This is a genomic window from Thermostichus sp. MS-CIW-15 (assembly GCF_054060575.1).
The window spans coordinates 1-15,984 of the sequence record NZ_JBSSDI010000015.1 but is presented as its reverse complement, the minus strand read 5'-3'; the positions used below and the strand labels follow the sequence as shown (position 1 = coordinate 15,984).

Genomic DNA, 15,984 nt, shown 5'->3' with positions numbered 1-15,984 from the left:
GCAAGCAAGATACCCCATCCGTCAACCCCTTGCAGCTTATCTCAGCTCTGGGCCATTCCCTCCTGCCAGCGGGATCCCCAGCCGAGTTAGGTCGAGGACAAAGCCTGCCGCCACCAGGAACACCTGGTCTGCCAGCGGGGCCAGCTTCTGAGTGAGCTCTCCCATCCGATCGCGAAACCGACGCCCCAGCGGATAGGCGGGCACCACTCCCCAGCCTACCTCTTCTGAGACCAAGATCGCCTTTCCTGCCCAGCTCTGCAAGGCCGACAAGAAAGCGTCCACCAAGGGATCCCACTCCTCCGGGGAACACTCCAGACCCTGCGCCACCCAGCCGCCTAGAGAGTCCACCAGGGCACAACAGGGCTGAGACAGCTTTTGCAGGTCGGCCCCCAGGTCGGGCCCGGTTTCCCAGGTTTGCCAAGTGGGAGGACGCCGTTGCCGGTGCTGCTGAACCCGCTCCGCCCACTCTGGGTCGGCTTGGGGATCGGGCTTGGGGCCGGTGGCCAGATAGACGACCGGCAGGCCGGAAGCAGCCGCCAGGCTCTCCGCCAGCCGACTCTTGCCGCAGCGGGCAGGGCCACAGATAAGCACAATTGGCATTGCCTGAAGAGGAAAGTCTATTGCTAGAGTAGCTTGGCAGTCGGTAGACCCCCTACGCTTCTGCTTCAGTTGCCGTGCAAACCCTGGAACCCCCCTGCCTGGAGCTTGGGCATATTCTACTTAGGCTCACGTTTTGGAAATTGATCTTGGCAGACCCCAATCCAGCAGCCGGAGGTTTTATGGCCATCTGCATTGAACATAGTCCTCAACTGGAGGACAAAACGTACTTTGCCTACTACCAAGGCTTGGAACCATTTCCCTTGCTTACTGTCGGCCCCCTGACCTATGCAGTGGAGCTCTTCATTCATTGGATGGGAGAGCCTTCGCGGGTAAAGATTGGCCGCTGCTGCTCAATTGCAAAAGGGGTTCATTTTTTTGCAGGCTATGAGCACCACACTGAATGGGCAACTACTTATCCTTTTACTCATCTACCTGAGTTCTGGAGCGAACTGCGGGCTTTGGAAGGTCACCCTCTGACCCGGGGAGATATTCAGGTTGGGCATGACGTTTGGATCGGCTATGGCGCTATGATTCGCTCAGGGGTGACGATTGGAAACGGGGCGGTTGTTGGAATGGCTGCCGTGGTGACGAGAGACGTCCCGCCATATGCAGTTGTTGCAGGGGTGCCAGCCAAAGTCGTTCGCTACCGCTTTTCACCCGACGTCATCGAGCAGCTCAACCAGCTTGCTTGGTGGGATTGGCCTCTTGAAGCCATGAGTTTGGAACCACGATAAGGCTCAATTAAGGCTAGGTTGAGATAGAGAATTCACCTTCAAAAAGCAGACATGACGGATCCCAAGTCGGCCTCTTTCCCCAACCAAAAGGCTTCTCCAACCACCTCCCAGTCCTCTCCGCCCCTTTGGCTAAGCCTAGCGCTGGGGATCACCACCGCTCCTGTTTTGTTGGGGCTGGTCTTGGCGGATCGCGCCGCCAAGTGGCTGCGATCCCTGAGCTGGGAGGATCCAGGCTGGTGGTTGGGGGAACGGCTGCCCAACCTAGATAGCGCTGCTCTCTGCGCCCAGCAGCAAGAGCGCAAAGATTCTGGGCCAGCGGAGAATCCCTAGCTCCTCGTCGCTTTCGTATCATAGGTAGAGCAAGCCGGTAGCAGGAGTGAGCATCCTTTGCGAAGATCGGTCAGGCCAGCGCAAGAGTTCACCTCCCCATTCTTGGGAGCGCTGTTTTGGCTGGGTGCGTTTTTCTTCACAGCCGTGTTGAGCGCCTGTTTGGGCTACCTCTTCGGCCAGCGCGCCCTGTCGGGGGTCTCCTCTCCCGTCACCACAGCCGGCAATGCTTCCTCCTCCCGTGGCGTTCGCGATCCCCGCACCGTGCCCCTCTTGAACGAGGCCGCGGTGATTGCAGCAGCGGAAGCGAGCCTGCGCCCACCCCCCACCCCCGCCCCTCTCTCCACTCCTACATCCGTTCCCGTGGCTAGACCTACCCCGACGCCCACCCCCCGCTTGTCTCCTGAGTTGGCGGCAGCCCCATCCCCCACCCCGCGGCCTGCTTCTCCCTCTCCCCAACCGCCGCGCCCCTCGCCGCCACCGGTGTTTACACCACCTCCCCCACCTCGGCAAGTGGCTGCCGGCGGGCAGGTTGCCATGCAGGTGCTCTCGGTTCGCCGCGAGGGAGGGCAGGTGGTTTTGAACGTGGCGATGCAGAACAATTCGGCGGAGACGGTGCGTTTTCTCTACAGCTTCCTGAACGTTACCGACGACACCGGACGGTCGATCAACGCCCTCACCCAAGGCCTGCCTGGGGAGCTGCCTCCCAACAGCCAAGTCTTCCAGGGAACTGTTCGCATCCCCGCCTCCAGCTTGGCCGGATCCCGGTCTTTGTCCTTGAGCCTGGCCGATTATCCCAGCCGCCGCCACCGAGTCGGGGTGAGCGGGATCCCGGTGCCGCAGTAGTCCCGTCTGGTGACTGCGGCCACGACTGATGCAAAGCGGAGTTGAGAAGCGGTGCCCAGCCCAACCTTTGAGCGCCCTGAGCAGATTCGGGAGCTATTCGACCGCATCGCCCCCCACTACGATGCCCTCAACCAAACCCTGAGCCTGGGCCTGCATCAGGTTTGGAAGCGCATGGCTGTGCGCTGGTCGGGCGCCGGCCCTGGCGGGCAGGTGTTGGATCTCTGCTGCGGCACCGGCGACCTGGCGCTGCAACTGGCCCGGCGGGTGGGACGAAGCGGACAGGTGGTCGGCCTGGATTTCTCCCCGGCCATGCTGGAGATTGCTCGGCGGCGCTCCCGTCTTTTCCCCGGCTACTCCCTAGAGTGGGTATTGGGAGATGCTTTGGCCTTGCCTTTTCCCAACGCCAGCTTTGATGCCGTTACAATGGGCTACGGTCTGCGCAACGTAACCGATATCCCTCAAGCGTTGCGGGAGATTTACCGGGTGCTCAAGCCCGGCTGTCGCGCCGCTCTCTTGGACTTTCATCGCCCCACAGAGATCCCTTTCCTTGCGGACTTCCAGCGCTGGTACCTGAACACCCAGGTCGTCGCCCGGGCGCAAGCTCTGGGATTGGCATCTGAATATGCCTACATCGATCCCAGTTTGGATGGTTTCCCATCTGGCCAAGAGCAGCAGCAAATGGCCTTGCAGGTAGGGTTTTCTGTTGCCAAGTTTTATCCCCTAGCCGGTGGCATGATGGGGGTGCTGGTGATTGGAAGATGATCCAAACGGCTTGTCCCCTTGCTCCTTAAAGAGGCAGCTTAGGATGCGGTTCCCCAGAAGGTGCAGCGGACTTCGCCAAGACGGTTTTGGCAGCTAGGGAGCAACGTAGCGATCTTGGGAGAGGCGCTCGTTACCGCGATAGACGCTTACCTGCAAATGCTGGGGATCCAGTCGCCGCTGCTCTACGCGGATGGGTGGAATGGCTGGAGCAGGGTGGGATCCCCGTCCCAGCACCGACACGATTAGAGTTTGGCCGCGGATCTGAAAGCGCAGGCGTACTGGCCAAGGGAAAGGATTGCGCAACCTGAGATCGGCCAAGCCGTACCAAACCGTGGCATCTAGCCCTGGCGGCACCGACTCCACCTGCCGGTAATGGGGGTGCCTTTCCACCACTTCCAGCCCCGCCAGCAGAGCCGCATTGTAAAGGCTGGAGGAGACTTGACAGATCCCGCCGCCAACCGAATCCAGGGTTTCGGCCACCATGAATACCGGCGCAGGCAGATAGCCCCGCTCCAGGGTGCGCGGCCCCACCACCTGGTTGAAAGAAAAAACCGCCCCCGGCTGAATGTAAACCCCATCCAGGCTTTGGACTGCTTGGCGGATGTTGTGGAGCTGTGGGAGAGTGCGCTCCTGTAAGGAAGTGGTGTATTGGCTCAGGGTGGTTGGGGTGGGATCCATCCACCACAAAGCCAGCAGGGCCAGGGCCAACCCCACCGATAAGGCCAATCCCCGCAGCGCTAGCTTTCCCCTCACTTCTCCTAGAACACCCTGGCTTTGAGAAGAACCTTGCCCTGGGGTTTGCGAGGGACGGCAGCGGCTTGGGCCGTAACCAGCACCTCTTGGGGGCGAGCGTCCTCTGGCAGCGGGCGCGGCGGACGTAAGGCGACAAGCGCGGATCCCTGGGCATCCACTTGAAAGTTGCCGCAGTGGAGGGTCTCGCCGTCCTCCAGCTTGAGCCAGAGATGGTAACGCTCCCCAGGGGCCGGTTGGGGCAGATCCCTCGCCGCCAAGACCACCTCCTGCCACTCTCCTGGGCGATAGAGGAGGTTAGCCGCTGCCGCCTCTCCCTGCAAATTGACCAGGCGGGATCCCGGCTGTTGCAGCAAATGGGCCAGCGCCTGCACCGATTCTAGGCGGGCCAGTTGGAGCGCCTGCCGCAGTCGCCAGTTGTCGAAAACCAGCAGGGCCAAAACCACTGCCGCCAACCCCCCCAGCCAGCGCCACTCAGCGGTGAGGCGACCGAACCCCAGAGAGGACAGGGCCGGCTGAAGAGGTGTCGGCACCTGCTCAATGCCCGCCTCTGCCATCACCTTGCCCCGCAAGCTGGCCGGCGGGATCACCCCCGGCAAGCCGTAGGGCAACAGGTGCAGGGTTTCTTGCAAAGCCTGCAATTCCGCCAGCAACCGTGGGTCTTGGGTTAGGCGTGCCTCTAGGGCGCTTGCCTGCTCAGGAGATAAATCCCCCAGCAGATAGCCGGCCAGTTCTTCCTGTTCTTCCGATGCAAGGGGCAAATGGGATGCAAACATGGCCAGGCCGACAACAGAACCTAACTCCAAACCTCAAGGAGCGCGCGCAGGGATCCCCGCAACTTGCAGAGGGCTTGGCGAGCGCGGGCTTTAACGGTTGCCGGCGGGATCCCCAGGTGTCGGGCAACGTCCGCCTGGCTCAGCCCCTGGTAGTAGATCAACTCTAGAACCTGCCGTTGGCTTTCCGGCAGTTGGCCGAGGGCCTCTTGTACGGCTTGCCGTCGCTCCTCGAGGGAGAGCTGCTCAAAGGGGGCCGGCGCCCTGTTCTCGGCGGCGAGCAGAGATTGCCAGTGCTTCAAAAGACGTTGAGAGCTGTCTTGGGAACGCAGACGGTCGATGGCACGCGAACGGGTCAACAGACAGAGAAAACTGCTCACCGATCCCCGCTGCGGATCATAGCTGGCTTTGCGCCACAGTTCGACAAACACCGCCTGAGTCAGATCTTCCGCCTCGGCCACATGGCCCAGGATCTGGAGGGCCAGCCCATAGACCAAGCCGGCATAGCGGTCGTAAAGCACCCCCAGCGCTGCCCCTTGCCTCTCTCGGATAGCCTCCATCAGTTCCCCATCGCTGCGAGAAGGCCAATCCCTTAGCGGAGGTTGCTCACCCATGTTGCGTCAGGCCCACTCTATAAAGCTACGGTCTTTCCAAGCGGCACCGAATAGCAGGAGGCTGGAATCGTCTCGCCTGGAGAAGTACTTGGCTTCTCGTCCATGCTATAGCTCTTCGTAAAATGGCAGGGGCAGACCGTTGTTCCGTCTTGCGAGGGGGGCTGTCTCCAGCGACTTGAAAAAGGCTCTGGCTCTCTTTAGCCGCGGCGGGCCGCCCACTCCAGCCCCCACAGGGCCGTGTTCACCAGCAAGGCCAAGGATCCCACGGCCAAAGATCCGGCCCAGATCTTGTCGTAGCGACCGGCCTGGGCAATGCCCTCAAAAAGCAGGGTGCCCAGCCCTCCCGCCCCAAACTTAGCCCCCACCGTGGCGATGGCAATGGCCACAATTGCCGCCAGCCGCAAGCCGGCCAGGGCAACCGGCAGCATGAGGGGCACCTGCACCTGCCACCACCGCTGCCAGAAGTTCATCCCCAAGCCCTTGGCCGCCTCCAGAATGGCAGGCTCCACCGAGCGCAGGCCCACGTAAAAATGGCGCACCAAGATCACCTGCGTGTAGAGCACCATCGCCACCACCACCGAGCGGGCATTGAGGCCAAAGTAGGGAACCAACAAGATGATTAGGGCCAGGCTGGGCACTGTGTACAGGATGCTGAGGATCCCCATCACCGGCAGGGCCAGCCAGCGCACCTGGTGCACCAGCAAAGCCAACGGCAGCGCCAGCACCAGGGCAATCCCCAAGGCTGTTGCCACCATCGCCAGGTGCTCTTGGGTAAGCTGCCACACCAGGCCGGGGTTGCTGAGAAGATAGCTCATGCGGATCCCCCCTCCAGCATGGCCAGATGGCGGATGTGATCCAGGGTAACGATGCCAATGGCCCGCCCGTCTTCCCACACTGTGAGAGCTGCTGCCCCCGTGCGCAACAGCAGCGACAAGGCCCGCCGCAGGGTTTCCTGGGGTTTCACCACCGCCCCCTCCTGGATCTGGTGGTTGTGCGGGATCCGCTCCATCGCCGTTTCCACCCGCAGCACGCTCAACTGACGCACCATGTCGTCTGCCCCCAGCAGCTCTCGGACAAAGGGGGTGGCCGGCTGGGTGAGCAGCCGCAAGGGAGTGTCGAACTGTACCACCCGCCCCTGCTGCATCACCAGGATGCGATCTGCCAGGCGCAGCGCCTCTTCCACGTCGTGGGAGACGAAGAGGATAGTCTTTTTTAGTTGCCGTTGCAGGTGTAGGATCTCGTCTTGCAGCTTGCCACGAGTGATGGCGTCGAGGGCACCAAAGGGCTCGTCCATCAGCAGCAGATCCGGATCCCCGGCCAGCGCCCGCGCCAGCCCCACCCGCTGCTGTTGGCCGCCCGAGAGTTGAGCCGGGTAGCGACGTCGGTATTCTTGGGGGGGCAGGTTGACCAAGCTGAGCAGCTCGTCCACCCGCTCGCGGATGCGCTCCCTTGGCCAGCCCAAAAGTCGCGGCACCACCGCCACATTCTGGGCCACCGTCATGTGGGGAAACAGCCCCACCTGCTGGATGACATACCCGATGCGCTGGCGCAGCGCCGTCACCGGAAAGCGGCGGATATCCTGCCCATCCAGGCGAATCTGTCCTTGGGTGGGCTCCAGCAGCCGGTTCACCATTTTTAGAAGGGTGGTTTTGCCGCAGCCGGAAGGGCCGAGGATGACCACCAACTGGCCCGAGGCCACGGAAAAACTGCACTCCTCCACGGCCGGACGGGAATTGTGGGGAAAGCGCAGCGATACCCGCTCGAACTCAAGAGTGCTCACGCCAGGGCCTCGTGCAACGGGCTACTCTTTCAAGATGCCGGCCTCCACCAAGAAGGCTCTCGCCACCTCTGCCGGCTCCCTGCGCTTGCCGCTTACCTCGTAGTTCAGCCGCTGCATCACCTCGTCCGTCAACAGGGGGGAAAGGGCGTTCAAAGCGGTGGCGATGCCGGGGTTGGCTTCCAGGGTATCTTTGCGCACTACCGGCGCCACCTGGTAAGGGGGGAAAAGCTGCTTGTCGTCCTTGAGCACCACCAGGTCAAAGGCGGCAATTTCCCCATCGGTGCCAAAGGCCACCGCCACATCCGCCTCCCCATTGACCAAGCCCTGGTAGCGCAGGCCGGGATCCACCGCCTTGTAGGCCTTGAGGCGAAAGTTGCCGTAGACTGCTTGCAGCCCCGGCAGGCCATCTTCGCGGGCCTGGAACTCCGGCGGCCCGATCATCACCAGCTCGCTCGCTCTGGCCACCATGTCTGAGATGGTAGCGATGCCCAACTCTGCCGCTCTGGCGCGGGTCATGGCCAGGGCCTGGGTGTTGTTCATGGGGGCCGGATCCAGCCAAATCAGTTGGAACTGACGCTCGTACTCGCGGGCCACCGTCGCGTATACCTGGGCCGGGTCGCTGCTGGTGGGCAGCTTGAGCACCGTCAGCAGACCGGTGCCGGTGTACTCCGGGTAGAGATCGATCTCGCCGCTCAACAGGCCGGCATGGGCCACCGGCGTTCCCCCCAAGTTGAGCTTGCGCTCCACCGCCAACCCCGCCGCCTCCAGGGCCAAGGCGTACATTTCCCCCAAGATAAACTGCTCGGTGAAGTCCTTAGAGCCAACGACAATCGGCTTGCCAAAGCCCGCTTGAGGGGCGAGAACAAGGGCTGCCAGCCCCGACAGGGCCAGCAGAGCCAGGCGACGGGTGGTTTTCAGCATAGGCAAGGTGAGAAGGGATCCCCAACTCAAGACAAGCGGCCCCGCCGAGAGCGTTCCGGCCTGGGCCAGGAAGTTTCGACTGTTAGGCCACCATTAAACCATTAATTTCCCTGAGCTGGAACTGCCAACCCTCACCCCCAGCAATATCCCCTTAGCTTCTGCCGGAGGCCGGGAAGGAGCCGGTAACGGCCCGGATCTTCTGCCGCCGCCCAGCTCGCTCGATCTCCAGCTCCAGGGTGCTGCCCACCTCGGTGCGCTCTACCTCTTGTTGTACTTGGTCGGCGGTGGTGACGGCGCGACCATTGATGGCGAGAATGATGTCTCCGGCGCGCAGGCCCGCCCGCTCTGCCGGGGATCCCTGGATCACCTCGCCGATGAGCACCCCCTGATCCACCGTCACGAAGATGCGGCTGTTGGGATCCTGGTTGAGGCGCTCCTTCAGGTCGGGGGTGAGGGTGAGCATACGAATGCCCAGGTAGGGGTGATCCACCTTGCCGCGGGCGATCAACTGGTTGGCCACCCGCTGGGCCGTCTCGATGGGAATGGCAAAGCCCAGCCCCTGCGCCCCTTGGATGATGGCCGTGTTGACCCCGATCACCTCCCCTTGGGCGTTGAGCAGGGGGCCGCCGGAGTTGCCGGGGTTGATGGCCGCATCCGTCTGGATAAAGGACACCCGCTTGTCGGGCACGCGGATCTCGCCGCTGGAGCGGCCCAAAGCGCTGATGATCCCGGCGGTTACGGTGTTGTCCAGCCCCAGCGGGTTGCCGATGGCGATGGCCCACTGGCCCGGCTCGAGGAGCTCGGAGCGACCCAGCTTCACCGTCGGCAGGTTCTGGGCCTCGATCTTCACCACGGCGATATCCGTCACCGGATCGGTGCCGATTACCTTGCCGTCAAAGCTGCGGGTATCCTTGAGCGTCACCGTCACCTTGTCGGATCCCTCGACCACGTGGGCATTGGTGATGATCTGGCCATCCGGGCTGATGATGAAGCCGGAGCCGGTGCCCTGCTGTCGTCGCTGCCGCGGAATGGGGGGGATCACCTGGCCAAAGAAGTCCCGGAAAAAGGGATCGCTGAAAAACTCCTCTGGGAAGGCGCCCGGGACGCTCACCGTCCGCTCGGAATCGATGCGCACCACCGCCGGCCCCACCCTTTGCGCCACCTCGGCAATAAAATTCAGGTTCAGTTGGGGCGGGGTTGCCGTCGTTTGGGCAGATACCCCCTTGCCTCCCACCAGAGCCGCTCCCAGCCCAATGCCCAAGAGCACCAGCAGCACCGGCGAGAGAAGAGACTTGAGAACGGCAAAAGGCTTAAAAAGAGAACGAACTCCCTCCTGCTGAGGCGAACGGGCAGGTTGAGCAGAAGCTTCTGAACGGGGAGAAGGCTGGCCCGGCATGGATGTGCTGCGCTGCATAGCTACAGAAGAATAGGGGTTGGAATCGGAAGAATACCTTGGCCCTCACACGAGGGGCGAAACCTAGGGCATGACAGACTCCCGCCACTCAACCTTGTTGAGTAAACACAACTTGGCTAGAGGACGAACTTCTCGCTTCGTCGGGGAGCCATTGCAAGAACCCTCTGCGTTCGGCTGTGCCGTGCCTTAGGCATGCAGACACGGAATGCCCTACCGCGTAGTTGTATTAGATTCCGGCAACGCCGTTTTATACAACCAGCTCTGTTTTATCATTACCGGTTTATCATTACCAGCCTGCGACTGGCGCGGGGGTATCTACCCCCCGAACCCCCACGAGCTAATCTAGCATGGACACTAGGGAGCCCAAGACGGGCGGCGATGGCGCTTTTCCGTACTTCTACCTGGGTTGAAGAGTAGCGGAATCTGCTCGCCTAGAGTAGCCCGTCCTACATCCAACTGGCTTTGATGGGGATAAAGGCCAGACGAGGCTTTTGTTCCCAGCTTTGGCCAGCTTACAGCTAACGTAGAAGTGGTAGATCGGGGGTAAGACCATGACCAACCCAGCCCGTCGTCTGTTGGCTCCTCTGCTCGGTGGGTTTCTCTGGCTACCGGCGGCCAGCCCGGTTTTGGCGCAAATGGGGCCCTTGCCACCACCGCCCCCCGGCGAGGGATGGCGCCCTGTGAATCCTCGTCCCCTCCCCCCTGGATCCCTGCAGCCAAGCCAGCCCTTTCAACTGCAAACCACCCTGCTGCTGCGCTCCGGGGATCTGATCCAGGCAGTTCATCGCTCCCCAGATGCCCTCTTGATTGCCCCTGGGGAAACCCGCGCCGTCAGCCTCAGCCTGGATACCCCTCTGCGGGACATCTACGGCAACATGGTCGTCCCGGCGGGAGCCATCCTAGAAGGCCAATTCCAACCGGTAAGCGGCGGCACCCAGTTTGTCTCGCGAGCTTTGATTTTCAACGGCCAATCCTATCCTCTCTACGCCCAAAGCCAGGTGATCCCGCTGCGCAAGGATCCCCGCCACACTTCTGCAGAGGCAGTTGTGCAGGATGCCCTGATCGGGGCGGCGGCAGGGGCGATCTTGGGCGGCCTGTTTGGCGACCGGGTGATCTCGACGGAGAAGGTGCTGGGCGGAGCGGCAGCGGGGGCTGTAATCGGCAATGTGACGGCGCCAGAGGTGGCGGTGATCGATCCCAACGCCAACTTGACCCTGACGGTCACTCAGGACTTTCAGCCCTATCTGCCCTAGCGACACCTGAAAAGCAAAACTTAACTCCCCAGCGCCGACCGCCATCCCTTGCCACACTGCCCATCCTCAAGCTGTTGACCACTCCGAAAAGCTGAGCAGGGGTTGGTCAATCTGCGGCTGCCTGGGGCTACTCCGGCCAGACCATCGGGGGCTGTTTTACGCTTAACCAACCTCCCCCTTGGCAGGAAGGGAGTGCTCCTTTCCTGGGAGACATTTTAAGAAGTGTGAAGATCTGAGATGGCAGACGGCAAGCATGTCGGAAAATAGCTTGCGGGTATGCTCGCCATACTCTTTAAAAAATTGACTTGAGGATGGATGTCCATGAGTGTTGTCACGAAATCGATTGTGAATGCGGATGCAGAGGCCCGCTACCTCAGCCCGGGGGAGCTGGATCGGATCAAGTCCTTTGTTACCTCCGGCGAGAAGCGGCTGCGCATCGCTCAAGTCTTGACCGAGTCTCGTGAGCGCATCGTCAAGCAAGCTGCCGATCAACTCTTCCAGAAGCGTCCTGACATCGTCTCCCCAGGTGGCAATGCTTACGGAGAGGAGATGACGGCAACTTGCCTGCGGGATATGGACTACTACCTGCGCCTCATCACCTATGGGATCGTTGCTGGCGATGTCACCCCGATCGAGGAGATCGGCTTGGTGGGGGTGCGGGAGATGTACAACTCTTTGGGCACGCCTATTCCGGCGGTGGCCGAGAGCATCCGCCAAATGAAGCAGGTGGCCATGGGTCTGTTGTCTCCTGAGGACGCGGCTGAGGCCGGCTACTACTTTGACTTTGTGGTGGGGGCAATGAGTTAATCCCTCATTGTTCTGACCGCGCAACTGTTTAACGTTCATTAGAGATTTAGGAAGCTCATCATGCAAGACGCAATTACCGCTGTGATCAATAGCTACGACGTCCAGGGCAAGTATCTCGACAGCTCGGCCATGGAGAAGTTAAAGGCTTTCTTCGCCACGGGCGAGCTGCGGGTGCGGGCAGCTGCTACCATCGCGGCCAACGCCTCCACCATTGTCAAAGATGCGGCGGCCAAGGCGTTGCTCTACTCCGATCTCACCCGTCCCGGTGGCAACATGTACACCACCCGTCGCTATGCTGCTTGCATCCGCGACATGGACTACTACCTGCGCTACGCCACCTACGCCATGCTGGCCGGGGATCCCTCCATCCTCGACGAGCGGGTGTTGAACGGGCTCAAGGAGACCTACAATTCGCTGGGGGTGCCGATTGGAGCCACCATTCAGGCCATCCAAGCCATGAAAGAAGTGACCGCCGCCCTGGTGGGGCCTGAAGCTGGCAAGGAAATGGGTGTGTACTTCGACTACATCTGCTCCGGCCTGAGCTAAGGTTCATTGTCTAGCGAGCATGACAGGCGATTTGCCGCAGGGATCTGGTGTGCTAACTGGGGTACGCGAGCTTTCTGAGGTGAGTCGCCTGTTTTGTTGGTCAAGCCAGTTCATTTTGCTGTCAGCAGGGATCCTTTATCATGCGCATGTTTAAGATCACGGCCTGTGTGCCCAGCCAAACCCGCATTCGCACCCAGCGGGAGCTGCAAAATACCTACTTCACGAAGCTGGTGCCCTACGACAACTGGTTTCGGGAGCAGCAGCGTATCCAAAAGTCGGGTGGCCGCATCCTGAAGGTGGAGCTGGTCGCCGGCAAGCCTGGGATAGACGTAGGACTGCTGTAGTTCCCCTGCCTGTTCGCTGTTTCTCCTCCGATCCTGAGAATACCCCCAGCCAGATCCGACATGCCCAGCCTCAGGAGGCTTGCCCTTGAAGTTGGGCTAGCGGATCTGATTTTTTAGGGGGGGTGAGGAGCTATGTTGTCTGACGTGCCAATCCGACCTGAGCCGATCATCGTTGCCCGCGACCTGAGCAAGGTTTACCCGGTAGCCATTAAGGAAGCGGGAGTGATCGGTACATTGCGCCACTTTTTTCGCCGTACCTATCACTACATCCCAGCGGTGCAATCGATGAGCTTCCAGATTCAGCCGGGGGAGGTGGTGGGTTTTTTGGGGCCGAACGGGGCAGGCAAGACCACTACCCTCAAAATGCTGGCGGGTCTCATCTATCCTTCCGGGGGCACGCTGCAGGTGGTCGGCCATGTGCCCTACCGGCGGGAGCGGGCTTTTCTGCAGCAGATTACCCTGGTGATGGGGCAGAAGCAACAGCTTATCTGGGATCTGCCAGCAATGGACTCCCTGCGGATTAACGCCGCCGTTTATGAGATCCCGGAAAAGGAGTTTCGGGAGCGGGTGGGGGAGTTGGCGGAGCTCCTCGACCTGCAGGGCAAGCTGAAGCAGCCGGTGCGCAAGCTTTCTCTGGGGGAGCGGATGAAGGCGGAACTGCTGGCGGCCCTGATCCACCGGCCGCAGATCTTGTTCTTGGATGAGCCGACCTTGGGGTTGGATGTCAACGCTCAGGCCGCCGTGCGGCAATTTCTGCGGGATTACAACCGCCGCTACGGGGCGACAGTCTTGTTGACCAGCCACTACATGGCCGACATTACGGCGCTCTGTGAACGGGTGCTGGTGATCAGCGCCGGGCAACTCATTTACGATGGCGGCCTCGAGGAGCTGCGGCAGCGCTTTGCCCCCTATCGCGAGGTGAAGCTGGAATTGGCCCGCCCCTGCCCCCTCGCCCAATTGCAAGTCTATGGAGAGCTGCGCAGCGAGGGGGATCCCGGCAGCGGCTGTGAGGTGCGGCTGTGGGTGCGGCGGGAACACCTCACCCAAACGGTTGCCCAGCTCCTGGCAGATCTGGAGGTGCTGGACTTGACGGTAACAGACCCGCCGATTGAGGAAGTAATCAGGCGGGTGTTTGCGGAAGGGATCCCTGCGGCCGGGTCCTAGAGGGGCGCTCCTGTCGGTAGCCCATCAGATCTTCTGGGTGGCGGCCTGCCGTTGCTCAGCCGTCGAGCGGGCTGCGTGCAGAGCGGCGTAAAGCTTATTGAGGGCGTTCATGTAGGCTTGGGCCGAGGCGACGATGATGTCCGTATTCGCGGCGTGGCCAGAGAAGACGCGATCCTCGTGGCGCAGGCGGATGGTGACTTCCCCCATGGCGTCGATGCCGGCGGTAACCGACTGGACGGAAAACTCGATCAACTTGTTGGGGATGTTGACGATGCGGTTGATGGCTTTGTACACCGCGTCCACCGGGCCTGTGCCCACGGCGGCGTCCACCCGCTCTTCGCCCTCAGGGGTGATCAGGCGCACCGTGGCCGTGGGGGTCTCGTGGTTGCCGCACACCACTTGCACGTGCTCCAGACGGTAGAGATCGGGCACGGGGCGGGTCTCATCGTTGACGATTGCCTCCAGATCCAGGTCGGTGATCTCCTTCTTCTTGTCTGCCAGCTCTTTGAAGCGCAGGAAGGCTTTGTTCAGATCCTGCTCTGAGAGCTCGAAGCCCAACTCCCGGAGGCGGGTACGGAAGGCGTTGCGGCCCGAGTGTTTGCCCAGCACCAGCGTGCTCGATTGCAGGCCGATGGTCTGAGCGTCCATAATCTCGTAGGTCTGGCGGTTCTTGAGCATGCCGTCCTGGTGGATGCCCGATTCGTGGGCAAAGGCGTTGGCACCAACAATGGCCTTGTTGGGCTGAACCAACATGCCGGTGAGGTTGGAGACTAGGCGGGAGGTGCGGTAGATCTCCTGGGTTTTGATGTGGGTGAGGGGTTTTTCCGAGTCGACCGGCAGGCCAAAGTAGGGGTTGAAGTAGCTGCGGCGCACATGCAGGGCCATCACCAACTCTTCCAGCGCCGCGTTGCCGGCCCGCTCGCCGATGCCGTTGATGGTCACTTCCACTTGCCGCGCCCCCTGCTTGATGGCCTCCAGAAAGTTGGCCACCGAGACCCCCAGGTCGTCGTGGCCGTGGACGGAGATGATGGCCTGCTTGATGTTGGGCACATTCTCGCGGATGCCCTTGATCAGTTGGCCGAATTCTTCCGGCATGCTGTAGCCGACGGTGTCGGGGATGTTGATGGTTTTGGCTCCCGCCCGAATGGCTGCCTCGATCACCTGGTAGAGAAACTCCGGATCGGAACGGGTGGCGTCCATCATGGAGAACTCCACATCGTCCACGAAGGACTTGGCGTAGGCCACCATCTCCTCGGCAATTTGCAGCACTTCGGCGCGGGTCTTGCGCAACTGGTACTTGAGGTGAATGTCGGAGGTGGAGATAAAGGTGTGGATGCGGGGCTTGGCGGCGGGCTTGAGGGCTTCGGCTGCCGCTTCGATGTCGGCCTTGAGGGCGCGGGCCAGGCTGCAAATCACAGGGCCATCGGGGGTGCCCACCTGTTCGGCCACCTTCTGCACCGCCTCGAAGTCCCCGGGGCTGGCATAGGCAAACCCAGCTTCAATGATATCGACCCCCAGCCGGGCCAGTTGCCGGGCGATGGCCAGCTTTTCTTCGGTGTTGAGGGTGGCGCCGGGGCACTGCTCCCCGTCGCGCAGGGTGGTGTCGAAAATGAGCACGTGATCCAGGGCTTGGCCATCAAATGTGGAAACCGCCGCAGCATCCATAATCTTTGTCGGACAACGAGACAGTGTTCTTTATTTTGACATCTTATTCTGGCACTGCTGGATAGGGTTTTGGATCGGGTTTGGAAGAGAGCTGGCGGGCTTCTGTCGGAGCGGCTGTAGGTCTTGCCATCTTTCTCTCAGGGGCAGAAGAGGTTGTGGGAAGGCGGATCCCGAAGGCGCAAGCGAGCAGGTGTTCGTATTCTTTCTCGTCCTTGAGCAGGCGTTCCCGGCGGCCTTCTGGGGTAGTTTCGATCCATTTAAAAACGGAGCCATTGGCGGAGGCGGTGAGGGTGATCCGTCCGCTGGGGGTGGCCAGGCTGCACAGGCGCAGGCGGGTCAACCTGGATGCCGGCGACGTTTGGTGGAAGCGGCACATGGGCTCGAACTCCTGCAGTTGACGCGGGATCCGATCCAGCAGGAAGAGGGTTTTCCAGGTGCGATCCGGTCGTTCCTGTTGAACCCGCCAGTAGCGTGCGGGAGCTGCGGGCCAGGGGATGAGGCGGTAGCGCCCTTCCGCCTGGGCTTGGATGCCGGGATCCCCCAGCCGCAACGGCTCCCGAAAGGCATCTCCATAGCCCACATCCACCAGCCATCAGAACCTCCGGGGTACTCCCGCCACAGCGCAGCTTGGCGGGCTGGAGGATAGGCGGTGAGACGAAGGGGTTCAATGCCCCTGAGTCTCAC

At 61.5% G+C, this 15,984-nt stretch carries 19 protein-coding genes; 9 read left to right on the top strand and 10 right to left on the bottom strand.

What is annotated here, in order from left to right; genetic code table 11:
* Positions 1 to 36 precede the first annotated feature (36 nt).
* Complete coding sequence (cobU, locus tag ACVW0R_RS07125) at positions 37 to 600, bottom strand: bifunctional adenosylcobinamide kinase/adenosylcobinamide-phosphate guanylyltransferase (protein WP_457501860.1); 564 nt, start codon at positions 598 to 600, stop codon at positions 37 to 39.
* A gap of 146 nt (positions 601 to 746) precedes the next feature.
* Between cobU and ACVW0R_RS07120 the strand changes: the two genes are divergently transcribed.
* The 4 genes from ACVW0R_RS07120 to ubiE are packed head-to-tail and all read left to right on the top strand — an operon-like array spanning position 747 to position 3,269.
* Positions 747 to 1,334 (top strand): CatB-related O-acetyltransferase, encoded by a 588-nt coding sequence (locus tag ACVW0R_RS07120; protein WP_457501859.1) that lies wholly within the window; start codon positions 747 to 749, stop codon positions 1,332 to 1,334.
* A gap of 51 nt (positions 1,335 to 1,385) precedes the next feature.
* Positions 1,386 to 1,664: a hypothetical protein gene (locus ACVW0R_RS07115; RefSeq protein WP_099812897.1), complete on the top strand. Its 279-nt coding sequence runs from the start codon at positions 1,386 to 1,388 to the stop codon at positions 1,662 to 1,664.
* A gap of 57 nt (positions 1,665 to 1,721) precedes the next feature.
* Positions 1,722 to 2,507, top strand: coding sequence for a hypothetical protein (locus tag ACVW0R_RS07110; RefSeq protein WP_143597179.1), 786 nt, complete (start codon positions 1,722 to 1,724; stop codon positions 2,505 to 2,507).
* A gap of 51 nt (positions 2,508 to 2,558) precedes the next feature.
* Entirely contained in the window at positions 2,559 to 3,269 is a 711-nt protein-coding gene (gene ubiE / locus ACVW0R_RS07105; RefSeq protein ID WP_457501858.1) for a bifunctional demethylmenaquinone methyltransferase/2-methoxy-6-polyprenyl-1,4-benzoquinol methylase UbiE, read from the top strand.
* Positions 3,270 to 3,362: 93 nt separating this feature from the next.
* On the opposite strand, the gene ACVW0R_RS07100 is transcribed toward ubiE, so the two are convergent.
* From ACVW0R_RS07100 to ACVW0R_RS07070, 7 genes are all read right to left on the bottom strand, one after another.
* The gene (locus ACVW0R_RS07100) at positions 3,363 to 4,022 is read right to left on the bottom strand and encodes a VanW family protein (protein ID WP_228375280.1); all 660 of its coding nucleotides are present in this window, start codon (positions 4,020 to 4,022) and stop codon (positions 3,363 to 3,365) included.
* 5 nt (positions 4,023 to 4,027) lie between these two features.
* Complete coding sequence (locus tag ACVW0R_RS07095; RefSeq protein WP_168173337.1) at positions 4,028 to 4,780, bottom strand: anti-sigma factor domain-containing protein; 753 nt, start codon at positions 4,778 to 4,780, stop codon at positions 4,028 to 4,030.
* A 35-nt stretch (positions 4,781 to 4,815) separates the two neighbouring features.
* The gene (locus ACVW0R_RS07090; protein WP_011431044.1) at positions 4,816 to 5,406 is read right to left on the bottom strand and encodes a sigma-70 family RNA polymerase sigma factor; all 591 of its coding nucleotides are present in this window, start codon (positions 5,404 to 5,406) and stop codon (positions 4,816 to 4,818) included.
* A gap of 197 nt (positions 5,407 to 5,603) precedes the next feature.
* The gene (locus ACVW0R_RS07085) at positions 5,604 to 6,221 is read right to left on the bottom strand and encodes an ABC transporter permease (RefSeq protein WP_011431043.1); all 618 of its coding nucleotides are present in this window, start codon (positions 6,219 to 6,221) and stop codon (positions 5,604 to 5,606) included.
* Complete coding sequence (locus tag ACVW0R_RS07080) at positions 6,218 to 7,186, bottom strand: ABC transporter ATP-binding protein (RefSeq protein ID WP_011431042.1); 969 nt, start codon at positions 7,184 to 7,186, stop codon at positions 6,218 to 6,220. The genes ACVW0R_RS07085 and ACVW0R_RS07080 overlap by 4 nt, the downstream gene beginning before the upstream one ends.
* A 21-nt stretch (positions 7,187 to 7,207) precedes the next feature.
* Complete coding sequence (locus ACVW0R_RS07075) at positions 7,208 to 8,107, bottom strand: glycine betaine ABC transporter substrate-binding protein (RefSeq protein WP_011431041.1); 900 nt, start codon at positions 8,105 to 8,107, stop codon at positions 7,208 to 7,210.
* A 151-nt stretch (positions 8,108 to 8,258) separates the two neighbouring features.
* Positions 8,259 to 9,521: an HhoA/HhoB/HtrA family serine endopeptidase gene (locus ACVW0R_RS07070; protein WP_457501857.1), complete on the bottom strand. Its 1,263-nt coding sequence runs from the start codon at positions 9,519 to 9,521 to the stop codon at positions 8,259 to 8,261.
* 551 nt (positions 9,522 to 10,072) lie between these two features.
* Between ACVW0R_RS07070 and ACVW0R_RS07065 the strand changes: the two genes are divergently transcribed.
* The 5 genes from ACVW0R_RS07065 to ACVW0R_RS07045 all read left to right on the top strand — a co-directional run bounded on the left by ACVW0R_RS07065 (position 10,073) and on the right by ACVW0R_RS07045 (position 13,635).
* On the top strand, positions 10,073 to 10,774 hold the full coding sequence (locus ACVW0R_RS07065; protein WP_099812900.1) for a hypothetical protein: 702 nt from the start codon (positions 10,073 to 10,075) through the stop codon (positions 10,772 to 10,774).
* Positions 10,775 to 11,095: 321 nt separating this feature from the next.
* Positions 11,096 to 11,581 carry an allophycocyanin subunit alpha gene (apcA, locus tag ACVW0R_RS07060; RefSeq protein ID WP_011431038.1) on the top strand — a complete coding sequence of 162 codons (486 nt, stop codon included), beginning with the start codon at positions 11,096 to 11,098 and terminating at the stop codon, positions 11,579 to 11,581.
* A gap of 60 nt (positions 11,582 to 11,641) precedes the next feature.
* Positions 11,642 to 12,127, top strand: coding sequence for an allophycocyanin subunit beta (gene apcB / locus ACVW0R_RS07055; RefSeq protein ID WP_011431037.1), 486 nt, complete (start codon positions 11,642 to 11,644; stop codon positions 12,125 to 12,127).
* A gap of 140 nt (positions 12,128 to 12,267) precedes the next feature.
* The gene (locus ACVW0R_RS07050; RefSeq protein WP_011431036.1) at positions 12,268 to 12,471 is read left to right on the top strand and encodes a phycobilisome linker polypeptide; all 204 of its coding nucleotides are present in this window, start codon (positions 12,268 to 12,270) and stop codon (positions 12,469 to 12,471) included.
* Positions 12,472 to 12,603: 132 nt separating this feature from the next.
* Positions 12,604 to 13,635 carry an ABC transporter ATP-binding protein gene (locus ACVW0R_RS07045; RefSeq protein WP_011431035.1) on the top strand — a complete coding sequence of 344 codons (1,032 nt, stop codon included), beginning with the start codon at positions 12,604 to 12,606 and terminating at the stop codon, positions 13,633 to 13,635.
* Between the two features lie 24 nt (positions 13,636 to 13,659).
* Here ACVW0R_RS07045 and ACVW0R_RS07040 read toward each other — a convergent pair whose 3' ends face one another.
* Both ACVW0R_RS07040 and ACVW0R_RS07035 read right to left on the bottom strand, forming a co-directional pair.
* Complete coding sequence (locus tag ACVW0R_RS07040; protein ID WP_011431034.1) at positions 13,660 to 15,300, bottom strand: 2-isopropylmalate synthase; 1,641 nt, start codon at positions 15,298 to 15,300, stop codon at positions 13,660 to 13,662.
* Between the two features lie 43 nt (positions 15,301 to 15,343).
* A complete protein-coding gene (locus tag ACVW0R_RS07035) occupies positions 15,344 to 15,886 on the bottom strand; it encodes an arylamine N-acetyltransferase (RefSeq protein WP_011431033.1) in 543 nt (180 codons plus the stop codon).
* Positions 15,887 to 15,984 lie beyond the last annotated feature (98 nt).